Source organism: Ectopseudomonas toyotomiensis (assembly GCF_900115695.1).
Taxonomy (GTDB): Bacteria; Pseudomonadota; Gammaproteobacteria; order Pseudomonadales; family Pseudomonadaceae; genus Aquipseudomonas; species Aquipseudomonas toyotomiensis.
Window position 1 is genome coordinate 14,794 of the sequence record NZ_FOXK01000009.1, and the last position, 20,742, is coordinate 35,535.

Annotated in this window: 17 protein-coding genes and 1 pseudogene; 1 reads left to right on the forward strand and 17 read right to left on the reverse strand. The window is 63.3% G+C overall.

The annotated features are described in order from the left end of the window. Window positions 1-38 precede the first annotated feature (38 nt). Entirely contained in the window at window positions 39-461 is a 423-nt protein-coding gene (locus BM186_RS18270) for an OsmC family protein (RefSeq protein WP_017675647.1), read from the reverse strand. 234 nt (window positions 462-695) lie between these two features. Between BM186_RS18270 and crp the strand changes: the two genes are divergently transcribed. Next, entirely contained in the window at window positions 696-1,340 is a 645-nt protein-coding gene (gene crp, locus BM186_RS18275; protein WP_017675648.1) for a cAMP-activated global transcriptional regulator CRP, read from the forward strand. Between the two features lie 49 nt (window positions 1,341-1,389). On the opposite strand, the gene trpC is transcribed toward crp, so the two are convergent. From trpC to BM186_RS18355, 16 genes and pseudogenes are all read right to left on the reverse strand, one after another. Beyond that, window positions 1,390-2,229, reverse strand: coding sequence for an indole-3-glycerol phosphate synthase TrpC (gene trpC, locus BM186_RS18280; protein ID WP_072425051.1), 840 nt, complete (start codon window positions 2,227-2,229; stop codon window positions 1,390-1,392). Further along, window positions 2,226-3,272, reverse strand: a complete 1,047-nt coding sequence (trpD, locus tag BM186_RS18285; RefSeq protein ID WP_072425050.1) for an anthranilate phosphoribosyltransferase — start codon at window positions 3,270-3,272, stop codon at window positions 2,226-2,228. The genes trpC and trpD overlap by 4 nt, the downstream gene beginning before the upstream one ends. Then, window positions 3,269-3,865 (reverse strand): aminodeoxychorismate/anthranilate synthase component II, encoded by a 597-nt coding sequence (locus BM186_RS18290; RefSeq protein WP_021488787.1) that lies wholly within the window; start codon window positions 3,863-3,865, stop codon window positions 3,269-3,271. Before BM186_RS18290 ends, trpD begins: the two co-directional genes overlap by 4 nt. 13 nt (window positions 3,866-3,878) lie before the next feature. Beyond that, window positions 3,879-5,369, reverse strand: coding sequence for an anthranilate synthase component I (trpE, locus tag BM186_RS18295; protein ID WP_072425049.1), 1,491 nt, complete (start codon window positions 5,367-5,369; stop codon window positions 3,879-3,881). A gap of 67 nt (window positions 5,370-5,436) precedes the next feature. Then, window positions 5,437-6,257, reverse strand: a pseudogene (locus BM186_RS18300) (phosphoglycolate phosphatase). Next, window positions 6,254-6,928, reverse strand: a complete 675-nt coding sequence (gene rpe / locus BM186_RS18305) for a ribulose-phosphate 3-epimerase (protein ID WP_012019851.1) — start codon at window positions 6,926-6,928, stop codon at window positions 6,254-6,256. Before rpe ends, BM186_RS18300 begins: the two are co-directional and overlap by 4 nt. A gap of 194 nt (window positions 6,929-7,122) precedes the next feature. Continuing rightward, a complete protein-coding gene (gabD, locus tag BM186_RS18310) occupies window positions 7,123-8,583 on the reverse strand; it encodes an NADP-dependent succinate-semialdehyde dehydrogenase (protein ID WP_074917190.1) in 1,461 nt (486 codons plus the stop codon). Between the two features lie 54 nt (window positions 8,584-8,637). Continuing rightward, the gene (locus tag BM186_RS18315) at window positions 8,638-10,017 is read right to left on the reverse strand and encodes a hypothetical protein (RefSeq protein WP_072425046.1); all 1,380 of its coding nucleotides are present in this window, start codon (window positions 10,015-10,017) and stop codon (window positions 8,638-8,640) included. A gap of 77 nt (window positions 10,018-10,094) precedes the next feature. Beyond that, the gene (locus BM186_RS18320) at window positions 10,095-11,243 is read right to left on the reverse strand and encodes an iron-containing alcohol dehydrogenase (protein ID WP_074917192.1); all 1,149 of its coding nucleotides are present in this window, start codon (window positions 11,241-11,243) and stop codon (window positions 10,095-10,097) included. Window positions 11,244-11,420: 177 nt separating this feature from the next. Beyond that, window positions 11,421-12,791: a sigma-54 interaction domain-containing protein gene (locus BM186_RS18325; RefSeq protein WP_072425044.1), complete on the reverse strand. Its 1,371-nt coding sequence runs from the start codon at window positions 12,789-12,791 to the stop codon at window positions 11,421-11,423. A 103-nt stretch (window positions 12,792-12,894) separates the two neighbouring features. Then, window positions 12,895-13,722, reverse strand: coding sequence for an ABC transporter permease (locus tag BM186_RS18330; RefSeq protein WP_017675659.1), 828 nt, complete (start codon window positions 13,720-13,722; stop codon window positions 12,895-12,897). Window positions 13,723-13,894: 172 nt separating this feature from the next. Continuing rightward, complete coding sequence (locus tag BM186_RS18335) at window positions 13,895-15,142, reverse strand: ABC transporter permease (RefSeq protein WP_074917194.1); 1,248 nt, start codon at window positions 15,140-15,142, stop codon at window positions 13,895-13,897. Between the two features lie 66 nt (window positions 15,143-15,208). After that, window positions 15,209-16,240: an ABC transporter substrate-binding protein gene (locus BM186_RS18340; protein ID WP_074917195.1), complete on the reverse strand. Its 1,032-nt coding sequence runs from the start codon at window positions 16,238-16,240 to the stop codon at window positions 15,209-15,211. A gap of 53 nt (window positions 16,241-16,293) precedes the next feature. Further along, window positions 16,294-17,391, reverse strand: a complete 1,098-nt coding sequence (locus BM186_RS18345) for an ABC transporter ATP-binding protein (RefSeq protein ID WP_074917197.1) — start codon at window positions 17,389-17,391, stop codon at window positions 16,294-16,296. Between the two features lie 237 nt (window positions 17,392-17,628). Further along, complete coding sequence (locus tag BM186_RS18350) at window positions 17,629-18,258, reverse strand: response regulator (RefSeq protein ID WP_074917199.1); 630 nt, start codon at window positions 18,256-18,258, stop codon at window positions 17,629-17,631. Next, window positions 18,255-20,660 (reverse strand): PAS domain-containing sensor histidine kinase, encoded by a 2,406-nt coding sequence (locus tag BM186_RS18355; RefSeq protein ID WP_074917201.1) that lies wholly within the window; start codon window positions 20,658-20,660, stop codon window positions 18,255-18,257. The genes BM186_RS18350 and BM186_RS18355 overlap by 4 nt, the downstream gene beginning before the upstream one ends. Window positions 20,661-20,742: the final 82 nt, after the last annotated feature.

Here is a 20,742-nt window from a genome sequence, read left to right on the forward strand (position 1 = left end):
GAGGGCGCCATTGGCGCCCTCGTCATTTTCAGCGAACCTCAGCCCAGTTCGACGATTTCGTAATCGTGGCTGATATCGACGCCGGCACGACCCAGCATGATCGAGGCCGAGCAGTACTTCTCCGCCGACAACTCCACCGCCCTTTTCACCTGAGCCTCTTTCAGTCCACGGCCCTTGACCACGAAGTGCAGGTGAATCTTGGTGAACACCTTGGGCTCCTCGCCTGCGCGCTCGGCGTCGAGGAACACTTCGCAGCTTTCTACCGGCTGACGGCCCTTGCGCAGAATGCTGACCACATCGAAGTTGCTGCAGCCACCGAGGCCGATCAGCAGCATCTCCATCGGTCGAACACCGAGATTACGACCACCGGCATCGGGCGGACCGTCCATCACCACGGCATGGCCACTACCGGACTCGCCGAGGAACAGAGCTTCACCGGCCCATTGCACACGCGCTTTCATCGATATTGGCTCCCAGAGTGGAAAAGTTCGGCAGATTAACACAGGCAGGCCGCGATCCGATGTGCGCCGAATGCGCGAAAGTTCCGCATAGTTACGTTACCCAGGTCGCAAAAAACTACCTAGTCATAGTATGTCTGTTAAGCTGGCGTCGGAATGCTGGCACACTTGGCCGGATAACAAATAAGAAATTGCCGTTGGACAAAGGCCTTCACTTTTCATATTCGGGACTCGGGCATGGTTGCTATTACCCTTACACCAAAAATCAAGAACCTCGACAAGCTTCTTGCGCATTGTCATCGTCGTCGTTACACAGCCAAAAGCACCATCATCTACGCAGGTGATCGCTGCGAAACCTTGTTCTTCATCGTCAAGGGCTCGGTCACCATCCTGATCGAGGATGACGATGGCCGTGAAATGATCATCGCCTATCTCAACTCTGGCGACTTTTTCGGCGAGATGGGCCTGTTCGAGAAGGATGGTTCAGAGAAGGAACGCAGCGCCTGGGTTCGCGCCAAGACCGAATGCGAAGTCGCGGAAATCAGCTACGCCAAGTTCCGCGAACTGACCCAGCAAGACCCCGAAATCCTCTTCGCCCTCGGCAGCCAGATGGCCGAGCGCCTGCGCAATACCACGCGCAAGGTCGGCGACCTGGCCTTCCTCGATGTCACTGGCCGTGTTGCGCGCACCCTGCTCGACCTGTGCAAGCAGCCGGACGCGATGACCCATCCGGATGGCATGCAGATCAAGATCACGCGTCAGGAAATCGGCCGCATCGTCGGCTGCTCCCGTGAGATGGTCGGCCGAGTGCTCAAGTCCCTGGAAGAGCAGGGCCTGGTACACGTCAAAGGCAAGACCATGGTGGTCTTCGGCACACGCTGAACAGCCCCAATAGAAAAAGCCGGCTTGATTGCCGGCTTTTTCATGCGCGTTATTCCGGGTCCGTACCGATCACTGCTGGTCGCCCACGCTCGGGAAAGAATAGACGCTGCAATTCGCTACCCGGACTTTCCGCCCTCATGAAAGCTTCTCCGACCAGGAAGGCATAGACCTGGTTGATCTCCATCAGCTCGACATCAGCGCGATTGAGAATGCCACTTTCGGTCACCACCAGGCGATCACGCGGAATACGCGGCAGCAGATCGAGGGTGGTTTCCAGGCTGACATCGAAGGTGTGCAGGTTGCGGTTGTTGATCCCCACCAGTGGTGTGTCCAACGTATTCAACGCCCGCTCCAGTTCGGCGCCGTCATGCACCTCGACCAGCACGTCGAGGCCGACGTCCTTGGCCACCGAGGCCAGCTCGGCCATGCGCACGTCATCCAGGCAGGACACGATCAGCAGCACGCAGTCGGCGCCCAGTGCGCGGGCTTCGACGATCTGGTACGGATCGACCATGAAGTCCTTGCGGATCACCGGCAACGCACAGGCCGCGCGGGCCTGTTGCAGGTACTGGTCGGCACCCTGGAAGAAATCGATATCGGTCAGCACCGACAGGCAGGTGGCGCCACCCGCCTCGTAGCTGCGGGCGATATCCGCTGGCACGAAGTCGGCGCGCAGCACGCCCTTGCTCGGCGAGGCCTTCTTGATCTCGGCGATCACGGCCGGTTGCTTGCGCGCCGCCTGCTCGAGCAGCGCACGAGCGAAGCCACGCGGTGCGTCGGCACTGCGCGCAGCAGCCTCGACCTCGGCCAGGCTGACCTGAGCACGGCGCGCCGCGACTTCCTCGAACTTACGGGCGACGATCTTCTCCAGTACGGTTGGCACGCTCACCCTTCGTTCTCCTGTTTGAATACCGCGGTAAAGGACACCAACTCTTCCAGCTTCTCGCGCGCCAGGCCGGTGTGCAGGGCGTCATGCGCCAGCTGCATGCCTTCGCGCAGGCTGCTGGCATGGTCAGCAGCATAGAGCGCCGCGCCAGCATTGAGCACGATCATATCAGCGGCTTTCTGACCGTTGTCGGTCTTGCGCCGGCCGAGGGCATCGTGGATCAACGCCAGCGACTGCTCGGCGTTGTCGACGGTCAGGCCGATCAGGCTCTGACTCTTGATACCGAAATCCTCGGGCTGGATGCGGTACTCGCTGACCGTGCCATTCCTGAGTTCGGCAATGAAGGTCGGCGCAGCCAGGCTGATCTCGTCCAACCCATCCTGCGCGTGCACCACCAGTACGTGCTCGCTGCCCAGACGCTGCAGCACTTCGGCCATCGGCCGGCACAGCGCCTGGCTGAATACACCGATGACCTGATGCCTGGCACCTGCCGGGTTGGTCATCGGGCCAAGCATGTTGAAGATGGTGCGCAGGCCCAACTCGCGGCGCGGACCGATGGCGTGCTTCATCGCCCCGTGATGAGACGGCGCGAACATGAAGCCAACGCCCACGCTCTCGACGCAGCGCGCGACCTGCTCGGGTTTGAGCCCCAGGTAGACGCCAGCGGCTTCCAGCAGATCGGCGCTGCCACTCTTGCCGGAGACTGCGCGGTTGCCGTGCTTGGCCACCTTGCCACCGGCCGCGGCGACGACGAAGGCCGCGGCGGTGGAGACGTTGAAGATGTTCATGCCATCGCCACCGGTGCCGCAGGTGTCGACCAGCCGCTCGGCGTCGATGACCACCGGTGCGGCCAGCTCACGCATGACGCTGGCGGCACCGACGATCTCGTCGATGGTTTCGCTCTTCATGCGCATGCCCATGAGGAAAGCGCCGATCTGCGCATCGGTGCACTGACCGGTCATGATCTCGCGCATCACCGCCTGCATTTCCTCGGTGGTCAAATCGAGCTGGGCGACGATGCGGCCCAGGGCTTCCTTGATATTCATGCGCGCACGCCTCCGGTCTGCTTGAGGAAGTTGGCGAACAGTTCGTGGCCCTGCTCGGTGAGGATGGATTCGGGGTGGAACTGCACGCCCTCGATGTTCAGGGTCTTGTGGCGCAGGCCCATGATCTCGTCGACCGAGCCGTCTTCATGCTGGGTCCAGGCGGTGATCTCCAGGCAATCCGGCAGGGTTTCGCGCTTGACCACCAGGGAATGATAGCGGGTCACGGTGAGCGGGTTGTTGAGGCCGGCGAACACGCCCTTGTCCTCATGAAACACCGGGCTGGTCTTGCCATGCATCACCTGGCGCGCGCGCACCACATCACCGCCATAGGCCTGGCCGATGCTCTGGTGGCCGAGGCAGACACCCAGGATCGGCAGCTTGCCGGCGAAATGCAGGATGGACTCGATGGACACCCCCGCCTCGGTCGGCGTGCAGGGGCCGGGCGAAACGACGATGCGCTCGGGCTGCAGAGCCTCGATCTCAGCGATGGTCAGTTCATCGTTACGAATCACGTGCACGTCGGCACCCAGCTCACCCAGGTACTGCACGACGTTGTAGGTGAAGGAGTCGTAGTTGTCGATCATCAAAAGCATGGTACGGCTCCTCTTATTCCTGGGCCTGGACGGCAGTCTGTTCGGCGAGCGCGACGGCGCGGAACATCGCGCGGCGCTTGTTCAGCGTTTCTTCCCACTCCAGCGCAGGCACCGAGTCGGCGACGATGCCGGCGCCGGCCTGTACGTGCAGCTCGCCGTCCTTGATCACCGCGGTGCGGATGGCGATGGCGGTGTCCATGTTGCCGTTCCAGGCGTAGTAACCGACTGCACCGCCATAGACGCCGCGCTTGACCGGCTCCAGCTCGTCGATGATTTCCATGGCGCGAATCTTCGGTGCACCGGACAGGGTGCCGGCCGGCAGGATGGCGCGCAGGGCGTCCATCGAGGTCAGGCCCTTTTTCAGCTCGCCGGTGACGTTGGAAACGATGTGCATAACGTTGGAATAGCGCTCGATGACCATCTTCTCGGTCAGTTTCACCGAACCGATTTCCGAGACGCGTCCGGTGTCGTTACGGCCCAGATCGATCAGCATCAGGTGTTCGGCGACTTCCTTGGCATCGGCCAGCAGGTCTTCTTCCAGCGCCAGGTCGGCCTCCTCGGTGGCGCCACGCGGACGGGTGCCGGCGATGGGCCGCACGGTGACCAGGTTGTCCTCGACGCGCACCAGCACTTCCGGCGACGAACCCACCACGTGGAAGTCGCCGAAGTTGAAGAAGTACATGTAAGGCGTCGGGTTGATGCAGCGCAGCGCGCGATAAAGGTCAATCGGTGCAGCCTTGAACGGGATCGACATGCGCTGGGAAATCACCACCTGCATGCAGTCGCCAGCCAGGATGTAATCCTTGATGGCGCTGACCGAGCGTTCGTAATCCTCGCGGCTGAAGCTGGAGCGGAACGCCGGCTCGGCACCTGCCGGCTTGTTCAGGTCCACGCCCAGGCGCGGGGTGAACGGCTGACGCAGCTTGTGCAGGATGTCCTGCAATTGCTGCTGGCCACGCTCGAAGGCATCGCTTTCAGCCGGATCGGCCAGGACGATGGCGTGCATCTTGCCGGCCAGATTATCGAACACCACCACAGCATCGGAGACGTTGAGCAGGATGTCCGGCGTGCCCAGCGCGTCGGGATTCACTCCGGCAGCCAGCTTGGGTTCGACGTAACGCACGCTGTCATAGGCGAAGTAACCGACCAGGCCACCATTGAAACGCGGCAGCCCGGCGATGGTCGGCACCTTGTAGCGCGCCTTGAACTGCTCGACGAAGGCCAGCGGATCGGCGCACTCATGACGCTCGACCTCGACGCCGTCGGTGGTGACCACGACCTCATGACCCTGCACACGCAGCACGGTACGCGCCGGCAGACCGATGATCGAGTAGCGGCCCCACTTTTCGCCGCCCTGCACGGACTCCAGCAGGTAGGAGTTGGGCGCATCGGCCAGTTTCAGGTAGATCGACAGCGGCGTGTCGAAGTCGGCGATGGTTTCGCAGGCAAGCGGAATGCGGTTGTAGCCTTCAGCGGCTAAACGCAGGAATTCTTCATGGGTCATGATCAGCCTCATGGCTCGGGGTAAACGGTCGGGTGCAAACGGGCCGCGCGGCGGCGGCAGGACGAGATCAGGCGCGCCAGCGCCAACGGGCCAGAGCCTTGATCACTTTCATCCAGAGTTTGCAGCTAACCACCACGGTGCGATCTCGACAGGCGGGGGAATAAGGAGAGCGGCCACGGTAGCGCAGCCGCTCGGGCTAAGCAACTATCAGAGCAACTCGGCCAGGCTATCGACCACCAGGCTTGGCCGCTCTTCAGCAATCGGCCGGCCGTGGTTGTAGCCGTAACTCACGGCGATGCAGGGCACCGCGGCAGCGCGCGCGGCCAGCACGTCGTTGCGCGAGTCGCCGACGAACAACGATTGCGCCGCCTCCACCCCAGCCAGACGCATCACCTGCAGCAGCGCCGCCGGGTCAGGCTTCTGCTGCGGCAGGGTGTCGCCACCGATGATCCAGCGGAAGTAACCGCCGAGGCCGACCTGCTCCAGCAGCGGCGCGACGAAGCGCTCCGGCTTGTTGGTCACCACGGCGAGCTCGACAGCCGCTGTGCTCAGCGCTTCGAGCAGCTCGTGCACGCCCGGGTACAGCGCGGTCAGGTTGTGGCAGTCGGCATAGATATCAAGAAAGCGCGCCAGTGCCTCTTCCGTCTCGACCTCGCCCACTGCAGCGTGATCCAGGCCGCCTGCCAGGGCACGGCGCACCAGCACCCGCGCGCCGTTGCCGACCCAGTCACGGACTCTTTCAACGCCAGCCGGCGCGCGCCCCAGTTCGACCAGCGTGCGGTCGACCGCTTCGGCCAGATCCGGTACCGAGTCGATCAGCGTGCCGTCCAGGTCGAACATCACCAGGCGCGGCAACTCACCGCCACACAGCGCGCGCAGCGGTTTCATCCACGCACCTGGGCCAGTTCGGCGCGCATGGCGTCGATCACGGCCTTGTAGTCCGGCTGGTTGAAGATCGCCGAGCCGGCGACGAAGGTGTCAGCACCTGCTTCGGCGATCTCGCGGATGTTCTGCACGTTGACGCCACCGTCGATCTCCAGGCGAATCTCGCGGCCACTGGCATCGATCAGCGCACGGGCCTCACGCAGCTTGTCGAGGGTACCGGGGATGAACTTCTGCCCGCCGAAACCGGGGTTGACGCTCATCAAAAGGATCATGTCGACCTTGTCCATCACGTACTTGAGCACGTCCAGAGGGGTGGCCGGGTTGAACACCAGGCCAGCCTTGGCGCCACCCGCCTTGATCAGTTGCAGCGAACGGTCGATGTGCTCGGACGCTTCCGGATGGAAGGTGATGTAGGAAGCGCCGGCCTCGATGAAGTCACCGATGATGCGATCCACCGGCTTGACCATCAAATGTGCGTCGATGGGTGCAGTGATGCCGTACTTGCGCAGCGCTGCACAGACCATCGGGCCGATGGTCAGGTTGGGCACGTAGTGGTTGTCCATGACATCGAAGTGGACGATGTCCGCCCCGGCGGCGAGTACGTTGTCCACTTCCTCACCCAGACGGGCGAAGTCGGCGGAAAGGATCGACGGGGCGATGGCGAAGGGTTGCATGGCGCACCTCTAAGGGCTTTGGTCACGGTGGCGCGCATTGTAGCGGCTGTAGAGCCTTCAATCGACCGGAGCCAGCTTCGCGTAGGGTGCGATATGCCGAAACTTTGTCCACCATGGGCCGGCAGCGGCGCAGTAAGAAAGGTGGACAAGCTTCGCGTTGTCCACCCTACGCACTCGCGCAATAGCGACCTGATTCAGATACCGCCGAGGCAGAGGTACTTGATCTCCAGGTACTCATCCAGGCCGTACTTGGAGCCTTCGCGACCCAGCCCTGAAGCCTTCATACCGCCAAATGGCGCCACTTCGTCGGAGATCAAGCCGGTATTGATACCGACCATCCCATACTCCAGCGCTTCGGCGACACGGAAAGTACGACCCAGATCGCGGGTATAGAAGTAGCCGGCCAGGCCGAACTCGGTGTCATTGGCCTGGCTCACCACCTCGGCTTCGTCGCTGAAGCGGAACAAAGGCGCCAGCGGGCCGAAGGTCTCTTCACGGGCCACGCGCATATCCGCAGTGACACCGGCGATGACCGTAGGCTCGAAGAAATTCCCGCCCAACGCATGCTCCTTACCGCCCTGCAGCACCTTGGCGCCCTTCTCCAGCGCATCGGCCAGATGAGCCTGCACCTTGGCCACAGCATTGCCGTCGATCAACGGGCCAATGACGACGCCTGCTTCATCACCCGGGCCAACCCGCAGTTTGGCCACGGCCGCGGCCAGTTTTTCGGCAAAGGCGTCATAGACGGCCTCGTGCACATACAGGCGATTGGCGCAGACGCAGGTCTGCCCGGCGTTGCGGTACTTGGCCACCAGCGCGCCTTCGACCGCGGCATCGAGATCGGCATCCTCGAAGATGATGAACGGCGCGTTGCCACCGAGCTCCAGCGAGAGCTTCTTCAGGGTCGGCGCACATTGCTCCATCAGCTTGATGCCAACGCCGGTGGAGCCGGTGAACGACAGCTTGCGCACGATGGGGTTGGCGCACAGCTCGGCGCCGACTTCGCGGGAACGCTCGGCATCGGCCGGCAGTACGCTGAACAGCCCAGCCGGGATGCCCGCGCGCTCGGCCAGCACAGCCAGCGCCAGCGCACTGAACGGTGTCTGCGGCGCCGGCTTGAGCACCATGGCGCAGCCAGCGGCCAGCGCCGGGCCGGCCTTGCGGGTGATCATCGCCGCCGGGAAGTTCCAGGGGGTGATCGCCGCGGTCACGCCAATGGGTTCCTTGGTCACGATCAGGCGCTTGTCCGGCTGATGACCGGGAATGGTGTCGCCGTAGACACGCTTGGCCTCTTCGGCGAACCACTCGATGAAGGATGCCGCGTAAAGCACTTCACCACGGGCCTCGGTCAGCGGCTTGCCCTGTTCGGCCGTCATGATCCGCGCCAGGTCTTCCTGATTGGCCAGCATCAACTCGTACCATTTGCGCAGCCGCGCCGCGCGCTCCTTGGCCGTCAACGCACGCCAGGCGGGTTGGGCAGCCCGCGCCGCCTCGATGGCCTGACGGGTCTGCGCGCCACCGATGTTCGGTACGCTGCCCAGCGACTTGCCGTTGGCAGGATTGAAGATTTCAGTCACATCGCCATTGCCGGCGTCGCACCACTGGCCGTCGATATAGGCCTGATGGCGCAGCAGATCGGGATCGTTCAGTTGCATGATTGTCTCCTGTTGCCGAGATCACCCCCTCGGCTGAATTAGGGATGGAAGGCCTCACTCAGCGGGCGGCAGATCCTTGGTAAAGGTCTGGTCGTTCTCGCCACGGAACATCCGTGCCCCATAGATCAGCGCGCACAGGCCAACGCCAATGGCGAAAGCCCAGCCGGCGCCCTTGATCGCCAGCACCGCACCGATCACCCCGGCGATACCCAGGTCGCGCTGGCTGCGTGCCTCCATGATGCCCAGGCGCACACTGACGTAGCCCTGGATCAACAGGGTCAGCGCCAGCGCAACGCCGAGGATCGGCTGCACCAGCGTGACCACCGGCAACAGCAGCAGACCGGTATTGGTGCCCCAACGGAACGAGCCAACCCCGCCGTAGATCGATTTCATCGCCTTGGCGCCACCCTTGAAGCGTTCGGTGATCACCACCTGCATGGCCGACCATTGCGGGCCACACATGGCCACGTCCGGCCCGAAGATGCTCATGAAGGCATTGCGCCCACCGAAGATCAGGTGCGAGCGATTGGGGTTGAAGTCGACCTTCTCGTCACGCCGTACATGGTCAGCTTCGCCGAGGATCGCCCTGGCGCCGAGCACGTCGCCGAACACCACCAGATAGGCGGCGAACACGGTGGGAATGGCGGTGACGAACATCATCAGTGGCGGCATGCCGAGGCCGAACACGGTGTATTCGTTCCACAGGGTGACGAAGTCCGGCTGGCTGATGCCCCACTCGATGCTGGGCCAGGGTGCCTCGCCGAAAATCGGCGCGACGATCACCGCCAGCAGGATGATCGGGAAGATGCCCAGCTTGGCGAAGTTCCACCAGAAGCGATTGCGCTTCTTCAGCTCCTGGAAATGGATGGAGAACACCAGGTAGAAGGCGATGCCGATGGCGATGGAAATGGTCCAGGGGAAGCTGTCGAAACGACCGCCTTCCTTGAATACCGTCACCACCGCGCTAAGGCCAGCGCCCATGATGATGCCGGCCTTGAGCGCCGAGGGCACCAGAGACACCACCTTGCGCGCCATGCCCGTCATGCCCAACCCTATAGAAAACGCGCCCAGCATCAACTGGAAGGCAATCAGCGCATGCACCCGCTCCGGGCCCTCCGGAAACTGGCTGCAGTAAGCCATCAGCAAAGGAATCGCCGGGGTGATCCAGCCCGGAACCACGGGGTCACCCAGCAGGTGGTGGGTCAGATACAGCAGACCGTTGAGCATGACCACCGCCAGCGCCACCTCGAAGGGCATGCCGAGAAATTCGGTCATCAGCGGAATCGCCGCCAGGTCCACCGCACACATGAGCAGGCCCTGCATGTAGTCGGAGATCTCGAAGCGGTAATGAATGAAAGGCAGACGCACCTTGAATGGCCCCACCGGCCAGTAGGGGGCTTCCACACCAAGGTCTTGTTGATGCAGTTCGGACATTTGAGTCACCCAGCTTTATTAGAGTTGTATTTCAGCCGGCCCCAGCACGCTGGGGCCTTTCATCTTCGTTGCGGTAATCAGTAGGCAGCGCGGTAGATCTGTTCGATGTCGCCAGCCGTCAGGCGCCGCGGATTGTTGCGCATCAGCCGGTCGATCTTGCTCGCTTCCTCGGCCATGGCCGGGATGGCGTCTTCCGGCACGCCGAAGCTGCGCATGCCCTTGGGAATGTCGACGCTGGCGCACAGTTCGGCCATGGCCTCGACGGCCAGGTCGGCGGCGGCCTTGTCGCTCAGGCCATGCGTTTGCACACCGAGAGCAGCAGCGATCTCGGCCATGCGCTCGACGCAGGCCAGCTTGTTCCAGGCCATCACGTAGGGCAGCAACAAGGCATTGCTGACGCCGTGAGCGATGTTGAAGCGTCCGCCCAGGGGGTAAGCCAGCGCATGCACGGCGCCCACGCCAGCATTGCCGAAGGCCATGCCGGCCATCAGGCTGGCGGTGGCCATGTCTTCGCGAGCGACCAGATCCGCCGGGTTGGCATAGGCCTTGGGCAGCGCCCTGGCGATCAGCTTGATGGCGCCAATGGCCAGGGCGTCGGTGATCGGCGAGGCGTTCACCGACAGATAGGACTCCACCGCGTGCACCAATGCATCGACGCCGCTGGCAGCAGTCACGCCGCGCGGACAGGTCAGGGTCATCAGCGGGCTGACCAGGGCCACATCGGGCAGCAGGTAGTCGCTGACGATGCCCTTTTTCAGTTGCGCCTGCTTGTCGGAGAGGATCGACACGTTGGTCACTTCCGAGCCGGTGCCGGCGGTGGTCGGGATGGCAATCAGCGGCGGCCCCTTGCGCTTGATCTGATCGACGCCGAACAACTCTTCCAATGCACCGTCATGGCCGACATAGCCGGCCACGGCCTTGGAGATATCGATGGCGCTGCCGCCACCGACGCCGATCAGACCGTCGTGACCGCCGTCGCGATAGACCTTGGCGCAGGCTTCGACGATAGCGATCTCCGGCTCCGGCTCGACACCGTCATAGATGCCATAGCGGCGCTCGCCGAGCTGCTTGAGGACATGCTCGACCGTACCGGACTTGATCAGGATGGTGTCGGTGACGATCAGCGGGTTGGTGATATTCAGTCGAGGCAGTTCGAGCGCCAGTTGCTCCACGGCACCCTGGCCGGTCAGCAGCTTGTTGGCGATCTTGAATGCGGCAGTGTTCATCAGCAGGCCCCTTATGCGTTGTTGTGCTGAGCGGGTTCGGGGCTTGCCATAGCCATTCCTGTGCCAGCTCGCCGAAAGCGGCGTGGTAGAAGGCTTGCGTCGATTTGTCACAGCACCCTGCGGGCTGCGCTTGATCAGAAAACCAATCAAAAGACCGTAATTCGATCCATTTTCCAATCAACCCTGTTCCCAGCGCTTCATCTTCTGCACCAGGGTCGCCTGGCTCAGACCGAGCACCTTGGCCGCTTCGCGGGTGGTCTTGTGCTGCATCAGCGCACGGCGGATGAGACGCCGCTCGAGGTTCTCCACCTGCTTGCGCAATGGCAGCAGGTCGTCTTCGCTGGCGTCGCTGCGGGCGATGCGCATCTCCTCCGGCAGGTCGAACAGCTCGATGCGTTCACCACTGCAGGTGACCACCAGGCGCTCGACCAGATTGATCAGCTCACGGATGTTGCCGGGCCAGGCGTAGTCGGTCAGTGCATCGAGCGCTTCGAGTTCCCAGCTCAGCGCTCGACCATAACGCTGGTTGAACTCGGCCAGGTAGAAATCCAGCAGCGGCTGAATTTCCTCGGGGCGCTCGCGCAGCGCCGGGATGTGGATCGGCACCACGTTGAGTCGGTAATAGAGGTCGGCGCGAAAACGCCCCTCGGCGACCATCGTACGCAGGTCGTGGTGGGTGGCGGTGATGATGCGTACGTCCACCTCTTTCAACTCCAGGCCACCGACCGGAATGAAGCGGCTCTCCTCGATCACCTTGAGCAGCTTGACCTGCAGCGGCAGCGGCAGATCACCGATCTCATCGAGAAAAACCGTGCCCTGGTGCGCCAGCTCCAGCAGACCGCGCTTGCCCTTGCTGCCGGCGCCGGTGAACGCGCCTGGCACATAGCCGAACAACTCGGCCTCGATCAGATTCTCCGGCAGCGCACCGCAGTTCAGCGCCAGAAACGGCTGCGCCGCGCGCGGGCTGCTCTTGTGGATGTACTGGGCGATCAGAGTCTTGCCGACGCCGGTCTCCCCCTGCAGCAGCACCTTCACGTCGCTGGCCGCGACCTGCCGCGCCTGCATGAAGACTCGCCCCGAAGCGGGCTTGTCGGCGACCGGGGAGGCATCGAGCAGATCGTCACGCTGCCCGGCATGCAGCCTGGCCGTGCTGTTGCGCAACTGCTTCAGCTGCTGCAACTCATCGCGCTCGTGCTTCATGCGCAGCAGCTCGGTCATGTCGCGCACGGTGCTGACCACGTAGCGCACGCGGCCATCGGCGGCGAAGATCGGCGTACCACTGACCAGCAGGCGCTTGCCCTGGCTGACGCTCTGCATCAGCGACAGCGCCTTGCCTTCCTTGAGCACACGCAAGGACACCGACTGCGAGATCACGCCCTGCTCTACCAGCGCCTGCATGTGCTGGCCGACGACATCCTCGGCACGCAGCCCGGTCAGGCGCTCATAGGCACTGTTGACCTTGAGGGTGATGCCATCGGCGTCAGTGATGTAGACGCCATCGTGCAACGCGTCGATCAGCTCACGAAAACCGGGATCATCGAAGTCCATCTGGCCGCCTTGTTACGAAGGAGAAACTACACATTCTACGCCCGGAAATGAGCAAGGCCCCGCCGGTTTCCCAGCGAGGCCTTGAACATGCAGCTACGGCGATTTATTCCGGCGTCGAAGTTCGCAGCTTCTCGCTACGCCCACGCAGCCACTCCAGAGTCAGCAGCAGCAACACCGAGAAGCCGATCAGCAGGGTCGCGGCGGCGGCGATGGTTGGCGACAGGTTCTCGCGGATGCCGCTGAACATCTGCCGTGGCAGGGTGGCCTGCTCGGGGCCGGCGAGGAACAGGGTCACCACCACTTCATCGAACGAGGTGGCGAAGGCGAACAGTGCACCCGAGATCACGCCCGGCGCGATCAGCGGCAGGGTCACCCGGCGAAACGCCGTCAGCGGCGAGGCGCCGAGGCTGGCGGCGGCGCGCACCAGGTTGTGGTTGAAGCCCTGCAGCGTGGCCGACACGGTGATGATCACGAACGGCACGCCGAGCACCGCGTGTACCAAGATCAGCGACAGGTAGCTGTTGCCCATGCCCAGCGGGGCGAAGAACAGGTAGCTGGCGACACCGATGATTACCACCGGGACGATCATCGGCGAGATCAGCAGGCTCATCACCAGCGCCTTGCCACGGAATTCGCCACGGGTCAGACCGATGGCCGCCAGGGTACCGAAGACCATGGCCAGCAGTGTGGCGGCCGGGGCGATGATCAGGCTGTTCTTCAGCGAGCGCATCCAGTCGGCGGACATGAAGAAGTCCTCGTACCAGCGCAGCGAGAAGCCCTGCAACGGGTAGACCAGGAAGGTGCCGGAGTTGAACGACAGCGGCACGATCACCAGCACCGGCAGGATCAGAAACAGCAGCACCAGGCCGCAGAGAATGCGCAGGCCGTAGTACCAGAGGCGCTCGACGGGTGACATGTAGGGGCTGAGCATGAGTTTTACTCCAGTGAGCTTTCAAGCTCCCCTCTCCCGCTTGCGGGAGAGGGGTTGGGGGCGCCCGGCGTAGGGGAGAGGGTTGAGTGAACAGCCACCCTCTCCCGCCCTTCGGGCACCCTCTCCCATAAATGGGAGAGGGTCATCAGATGGTCTGCTGCGCAGACCGCTTTTAGCCAAGCCTCAGCTTGCTGGCGCCAACCAGCCAGCTGTACACCACGTAGAGCACCAGGGTCGCGGCCAGCAGCAGGCCGCCGAGGGCCGTTGCCATGCCCCAGTTGATGGTGGTGTTGGTGTAGAAGGCGACGAAGTAGCTGATCATCTGGTCGTTCGGACTGCCCAGCAGTGCCGGGGTGATGTAGTAGCCGATGGACAGGATGAACACCAGCAGGCAACCGGCACCGACACCGGCCAGGGTCTGCGGGAAGTACACCCGCCAGAAGCTGGCGAACGGGTGGCAGCCAAGCGACACCGCCGCCCGCATGTAGCTGGGCGAGATGCCCTTCATCACGCTGTAGATCGGCAGGATCATGAACGGCAGCATGATGTGGACCATGGCCACGTACACGCCGCTGCGGTTGAACACCAGTTGCAGCGGTTGCTCGATGATGCCCAGCGATATCAGCGCACTGTTGATCAGCCCGCCGGACTGCAACAACACGATCCAGGCCGCCACCCGCACCAGAATTGAGGTCCAGAAAGGCAGCAGTACCAGAATCATCAGCAGGTTGCCCTGCCGCGTGGGCAGGTTGGCCAGCAGGTAAGCCAGTGGGTAAGCCAGCACCAGACAGATGGCGGTTATCACCAGACTCATCCAGAAGGTACGGGCGAAGATGTCCAGATAGATGGCCTGATCCGGCGTGGCCTTGGCCAGTTCGCCGAGGTCGTCGATGCGGTGATCGAGCGCGGCCAGCAGGTAATAAGGCGTTACCGACGAGGCATTGCGGCGGATCACCTGCCAGTAGGCAGGGTCGCCCCAGCGCTCGTCCATATCGAGGAAGGCCTCTTGGTAGGACGCCGGTTCCTCGCGCAGCGGCAGCTTGCGTGCGGTGCTGCTGACCAGGCTACGGAAGCCCGCCAGCTCCATGTTCAGGCGCTTGGACAGATCGCCCAGGCTCTGGTTGCGCCGCGCTTCGAGCATATCGCCGGCAATCGCCCGGTACGCCGCCTCATCCGGCAGGCCACGGCCATCCCAGGCAGCAATCGCCTCGACGGTGCGCGGCAGGCTGCCGACCACTTCCGGATTGTCCACACTGCGCAGCAGCAAGGCGCCGATGGGCAGCAGAAAGGTCAGCAGAAGAAACAGCAACAGCGGCAGGATCAGCGCCTTGGATTTCAGGCGATTGAAACGCTCGGCACGAGCCAGTCGCTGCTTCAGGCTCGGCCCGGGCAAATCATTGGCAGGCAGTACGGCGGCCATGGACAACTCCGCAAGCAAGAAAGAAATTCAGACGGCCCCGCAAAGAGGCGGGGCCGGATAGGCGACTTAGCGCGCGGCCCAAGCGTTGAAGCGCTGCTCCAGCTGCTCGCCGTAGTCAGCCCAGAAGGTCACGTCGATGGCCACCTGGTTGGCGATGTTTTCCGGGGTGGTCGGCATCAGGTTCAGACGTTCCGGCGCCAGCAGCTCGATGGCCTGCTTGTTGGCCGGGCCGTAGGCGATGTTCTCGGAGTAGGTCTTCTGCGCTTCGGGTTTGACCGAGAAGGCGATGAATTCCTTGGCCAGCTCCACGTTCTTGGCACCACGCGGGATGGCCCAGGAGTCGAAGTCGTAGATGCCACCGTTCCACACCACTTGCAGGTTGCTCTCGGCTTGCACGGCCGCGATACGACCGTTGTAGGCCGAGCTCATCACCACGTCGCCGGAGGCCAGGTACTGCGGCGGCTGGGCACCAGCTTCCCACCACTGGATATTGGGTTTCAGTTCGTCGAGCTTCTTGAACGCTCGATCCTGACCTTCCTTGGTGGCGAGCACCTTGTACACGTCCTTGACCGGCACACCGTCGGCCATCAGGGCGAACTCCAGGGTGTACTTGGCGCCCTTGCGCAGGCCACGCTTGCCCGGGAATTTCGCCACATCCCAGAAGTCGGCCCAACTGGTCGGTGCAGCGCTGAGTTTGTCGGCGTTGTAGGCGAGCACCGTGGACCAAACGAAGAAGCCCACGCCGCATGGCTGGATGGCGCCTTCGATGAAGTTGGACTCATCGCCGAACTGGGCAGGATCGAGCTCCTCGAACAGACCTTCGTCGCAACCGCGAGCCAGTTCCGGCGACTCCACCTCCACCAGGTCCCAGCTCACGCTGCGGGTGTCGACCATGGCTTTGACCTTGGCCATTTCACCGTTGTATTCGCCGCCCAGCACCTTGTTGCCGGTTTCCTTCTCGAAGGGTTCGTAGAACGCCTTGACCTGCGCCGCCTTGTTCGCGCCGCCGAAGGATACCGCTGTCAGGTCCACCGCCAGTGCCGGCATGGCGCAGCTAACGCCCAGGGCCAATGCCGCTAGCTTCAGGGATTTCGTCATTCTTATCAGCTCCTCTGTGTTACGGGGTAAAGGTGAAGCACTGCGCGAAGCGCTCACTCGGCTTGGAGTGGGTCGAGCGCGCGGACATGCTCGACAGACCAGCCGAGCGGAACCAGGTCACCAACCGCCAGCTGCGGATCGAGCTCGGCCACGGGTTGCTTGACGTAGAAATCGGATTTGCCGCAGACCTCCATGCGGATGCGCACGTGGTCGCCCAGGTAGATGAACTCGGCAATGCGCCCGGAGAAACGGTTCGGGCAGGCCTCGCTGTGGCCGTTGAGGCGGATGCGCTCGGGGCGGATCGACAGGCTCACCGCCTCACCCACGGCGCCGACGTTGACCGCCGTAGCACGCACTTCTTCACCCCGCGCCAGGCGTACCACGCACTGTTCGCCATCGCGGCTGACCAGCTCACCAGCCAGACGATTGTTCTCGCCAATGAACTGGGCGACGAAGGTGTTGTGCGGCGCTTCGTAGAGTTCGCGCGGCGGCGCGATCTGCTGGATCTCGCCCTGATGGAACACGGCTACGCGGTCGGACATGGTCAGCGCCTCGCCCTGATCGTGGGTGACGTAGACCACAGTCACGCCCAGGCGCTGGTGCAGGTGCTTGATCTCCATCTGCATGTGTTCGCGCAGTTGCTTGTCCAGTGCGCCGAGGGGTTCGTCCATCAGCACCAGTTGCGGTTCGAACACCAGCGCACGGGCCAGGGCCACACGCTGCTGCTGACCGCCGGAAAGCTGGCCGGGGTAACGGTTGCGGAAGCTGTCGAGCTGCACCATCGACAGCGCACGCTTGACCCGTTCGCTGATGTCGGTACGCGACATGCCGCGCACGCTCAGCGGGAAGGCCAGGTTCTCGGCAACGGTCATATGCGGGAACAGCGCGTAGTTCTGGAACACCATGCCGATGTCGCGCTTGTGCGGCGGCAGTTTGTTCAGCGAGCGGCCATCGAGGAGGATCTCGCCGGCAGTCGGCGTCTCGAAACCGGCCAGCATCATCAGGCTGGTGGTCTTGCCGGAACCGGATGGGCCGAGCAGGGTCAGAAACTCACCCTTGCGGATATCCAGGTTGAGGTCTTTGACGATCAGCGTTTCGCCGTCATAGCTCTTCTGCACGCCACGGAAACTCACCAGTACATCGTTTGCCATCACACCACACCCTTGTTCTTGTCTCAGGCCGATGACCCAAGATTAGGTCGGCGAGACAGGGTGAAAAATCGGGCGGGATGACAAGCTGATATCAGGCGCGAGGAGAATCTCGTGTAGGGCTTGCCCTACAAATTCCGAGTAGGCATCTCGGGCATCACGCCCGTAGGGTGTCACGGGGCCGCCTAGGCTGTGCGCACCAATATTCCGCCTCCAAGGCGTTGGTGCGCACGGCGCACCCTACAGCAACCGGTGCTCCATCGCGTAACGCACCAGATCGGCCATCGAATGGACGCCGAGCTTCTGCATCAGGCGCGCCTTGTGCGTGCTCACGGTCTTGTTGCTGATCGCCAGGTGCAGGGCGATATCGTTGACGCCCTCCCCGCGCACCAGACGCTCGAACACCGAAAACTCGCGTTCGGAAAGCTGCGCGTGGGGCGGGCGCGAATCAGTCAGGCCGACCTCGAAGACCATGCGGTCGGCCAGCGCCGGATCGATATAACGACCACCGCTGGCCACCTTGCGAATCGCAGTGATCAGCAGCGCCGGGTCGCTGTCCTTGGTCGCGTAGCCGGCAGCGCCAGCCTTGAGCGCACGCGCCGCCATCTGCGCCTCGTCGTGCATCGACAGCACCAGAATCGCCGGGGCCTCGGTCAGCGCGCGGATACGCGGAATGGCCTCCAGACCGTTGATGCCGGGCATGGAGATATCCAGCAGCACCACGTCGCAGGGCGTGCGACGCAGCACCTCGATCAGCTGCTCGCCATTGCAGGCTTCGCCAGCCACCTCGAGATCACGTGCCATGCCGATCAGTTGCTTGATGCCTTCCCGCACGATGGTGTGGTCTTCGGCCACCAGTACCCGAATCACGCTGCGATCTCCTCTTCCAGATTGATGCGCGCGCACAGGGTAGTGCCCTCGCCCGGCTGACTGTCAATCTGCAACTGGCCACCGAGCATGAGCATGCGCTCCTGCATGCCGACCAGGCCGAAGGATTGCCCGGGCTTGCGCAGCGCCGGATCGAAGCCCTTGCCATCGTCGACCACCGACAGACACAGGCTGCCGCCCTCCTGCCACAGACGCACCTCGACGCTATGCGCGCCAGCGTGGCGCATGACGTTGGTCAGCGCCTCCTGAAGAATGCGGAACATGCCGATGGCCTGGGCATCCGGCAGATGCGGCAGGTGCTCCGGCACCTCGACCAGGCAAGGAATCTGCGTGCGCTCCTCGAAGCGCCGCACTTGCCACTCGATGGCCGAGGCAATGCCGGCATCGAGAATCGGCGGCCGCAGCGCCGTGGCCACATCACGCACCAGCTGGAACAACTGCGCGATCAGACGCTTCATGCTGGCCAGGCGCTCGTCCAGCTCGGGCATCTGCCCGGCGCAAACCAGCTCGCACATCGCCGTCTCCAGCTTGAGCACGGTCAGCACCTGGCCCAGCTCGTCATGCACTTCGCGGGCGATGCGCGCCTTCTCTTCCTCACGCACGCTTTCCAGATGCGCCGACAGTTCGCGCAGGCGCGCCCGCGAATCGGCCAGCGCAAGCTCGGCCAGCTTGTTCTCGGTGATATCCCAGAGGATGCCGTCCCACACCACTCGGCCATTGCCCAGCGGACGCGCGGTGGTACGAATGTCCGCCCACAGCATCTCCTGCTCGGCGGTAAGGATGCGCCCCTGCCAATACCAGTCGCTCTCGCCTTCCAGCGCCAGCGTCTGGCTGTTCAGATAGCTGCTCAGATCCTGCGGGTGCACCAGGCTGCGAATGCCGCGCTCCTCACGCTGCAGCTCCTGCGCCGGCCAGCCGACCATTTCCTGACTGGCCTCGCTGATGTAGGCAAAATTGACCACCGCTCCCGGCCCGGCGCGCTCCAGGCGAAACACCAGGCCAGGCACGTTGCCAGCGATGCCCTTGAAGCGCGCCTCGCTCTCCTCCAACGCGGCACGCGCACGGCGGCGCTCGGTAACGTCACTGAGAAACACCACCAGGTACTCGGCCTGGCGATAGCGTAGAAAACTCAGCGATACGTCAGCCGGCATGCGGCTTCCATCGGCGCGCAGGCAGTCGACCTCGAAGCTGGGTGAACCCTCGTCCTGCTCGCGCACGCGCTTCCACAGGTTGAGCCAGCGGTCCATATGCAGGCCGGGCTCCAACTGACTCAATGGCTTGTCCACCAGCTCACCAGGGGCGTAGCCGAGCATGCGTTCGGCAGCGCGGTTGGCGTAGCGCAGGTGACTGTCCCAGTTGACCCAGAGAATGCCCACCGTGCTGTGGTCGATGGAGAACTGACTCAGGCGCAATGCCTCGGCGGCCTGCTGGTGACGATCCAGCTCGCCACGTGCGCCCAGCAGCCCTCGCTCGAGCAAACGCGTCTGCTGTCGTTGCCGATAAAGCGCGGTTGCCCCCAGCATCAGCAGCAGGCCGAAAAATAGCGCGAGCGTCTTCCAGAAGCCGACGAAATCGGTGGACTGCGGATAGCGCAAAGGCATCCAGGTGTCGCGCAATTCCTCCAGCTCGCGAGCCGGCAGTGTCTTCAGGGTCTGATCGACGATGCCGGACAACAGCGCTTGATCGCGGCGCGTGGCCAGGCGCAGGAGCTGCGGCAAACCGATATCGCCAACGATGCTCAGGCTGGAGAAACGTGATTCGCGCAGCAGCAGGCTGAGGCTCGCCTCGTCCAGCACCGCATAGCTGACCTCCTGATTCAGCACCAGCAACAGCGCCGAACGCTCCGAAGACGTCGCCCGCAGACGCAGGTTGGTATGAGTACGCTCCAGGTATTCGGCAGCCTGGCTCGGCGAGCGCAGGGCGACCATCTGCTCCAGCGGCAACTGATCGAGATCCACCGCACCATTGCCGCTGCGCTCGCCGACCACCAGGTGCGGCACGCGCAGGTAAGGCATGGAGTAATGCCAGATGCGCAGGCCGGCCGGCGTCTGCTGCAGGCCTGGCGCCAGATCCACCTCGCCCGCACTGGCGGCACGCTCCAGGGCCTCCAGATTCGGATACAGGCGCCAGTCAGGCGCGACGCCCATGCCTTCGAGCAGACGCTGCATCAGCTCGACATTGGCGCCCGTCAGCTGCCGGTTCTGGCCACGCAGAACCCAAGGTGCCTGCTGGATCAGGCCCACGCGCAGCACGGGATGCTCCTTGAGCCAGGCGCGCTGCTCGGCATCGAAAGCCGGGCGCAATGGCATGCGCGCGCTCTCCGCCCAAGCGGTGGAAACAGCCAGCATCAGCAGCAGGGCGAGGGAACGAAGAAGGGAATTCATGCACGGCGAATCCGGTGACGCGATCCCCTACCTTACTCCAGTCTTGCGCCAATCGCCTGACAAAAGCGGAGCCCGGCATTAG

What these genes read in the sequence shown, in the direction of transcription:
- BM186_RS18270 (WP_017675647.1), bottom strand. Translation starts at nt 461, where the DNA reads ATGAAAGCGCGTGTGCAATGGGCCGGTGAAGCTCTGTTCCTCGGCGAG.
- trpE (WP_072425049.1), bottom strand. Translation starts at nt 5,369, where the DNA reads ATGACCCATGAAGAATTCCTGCGTTTAGCCGCTGAAGGCTACAACCGC.
- trpD (WP_072425050.1), bottom strand. Translation starts at nt 3,272, where the DNA reads ATGAATATCAAGGAAGCCCTGGGCCGCATCGTCGCCCAGCTCGATTTG.
- BM186_RS18315 (WP_072425046.1), bottom strand. Translation starts at nt 10,017, where the DNA reads ATGTCCGAACTGCATCAACAAGACCTTGGTGTGGAAGCCCCCTACTGG.
- BM186_RS18290 (WP_021488787.1), bottom strand. Translation starts at nt 3,865, where the DNA reads ATGCTTTTGATGATCGACAACTACGACTCCTTCACCTACAACGTCGTG.
- BM186_RS18330 (WP_017675659.1), bottom strand. Translation starts at nt 13,722, where the DNA reads ATGCTCAGCCCCTACATGTCACCCGTCGAGCGCCTCTGGTACTACGGC.
- BM186_RS18355 (WP_074917201.1), bottom strand. Translation starts at nt 20,660, where the DNA reads ATGAATTCCCTTCTTCGTTCCCTCGCCCTGCTGCTGATGCTGGCTGTT.
- rpe (WP_012019851.1), bottom strand. Translation starts at nt 6,928, where the DNA reads ATGCAACCCTTCGCCATCGCCCCGTCGATCCTTTCCGCCGACTTCGCC.
- BM186_RS18340 (WP_074917195.1), bottom strand. Translation starts at nt 16,240, where the DNA reads ATGACGAAATCCCTGAAGCTAGCGGCATTGGCCCTGGGCGTTAGCTGC.
- BM186_RS18320 (WP_074917192.1), bottom strand. Translation starts at nt 11,243, where the DNA reads ATGAACACTGCCGCATTCAAGATCGCCAACAAGCTGCTGACCGGCCAG.
- BM186_RS18325 (WP_072425044.1), bottom strand. Translation starts at nt 12,791, where the DNA reads ATGGACTTCGATGATCCCGGTTTTCGTGAGCTGATCGACGCGTTGCAC.
- gabD (WP_074917190.1), bottom strand. Translation starts at nt 8,583, where the DNA reads ATGCAACTGAACGATCCCGATCTGCTGCGCCATCAGGCCTATATCGAC.
- BM186_RS18335 (WP_074917194.1), bottom strand. Translation starts at nt 15,142, where the DNA reads ATGGCCGCCGTACTGCCTGCCAATGATTTGCCCGGGCCGAGCCTGAAG.
- BM186_RS18345 (WP_074917197.1), bottom strand. Translation starts at nt 17,391, where the DNA reads ATGGCAAACGATGTACTGGTGAGTTTCCGTGGCGTGCAGAAGAGCTAT.
- crp (WP_017675648.1), top strand. Translation starts at nt 696, where the DNA reads ATGGTTGCTATTACCCTTACACCAAAAATCAAGAACCTCGACAAGCTT.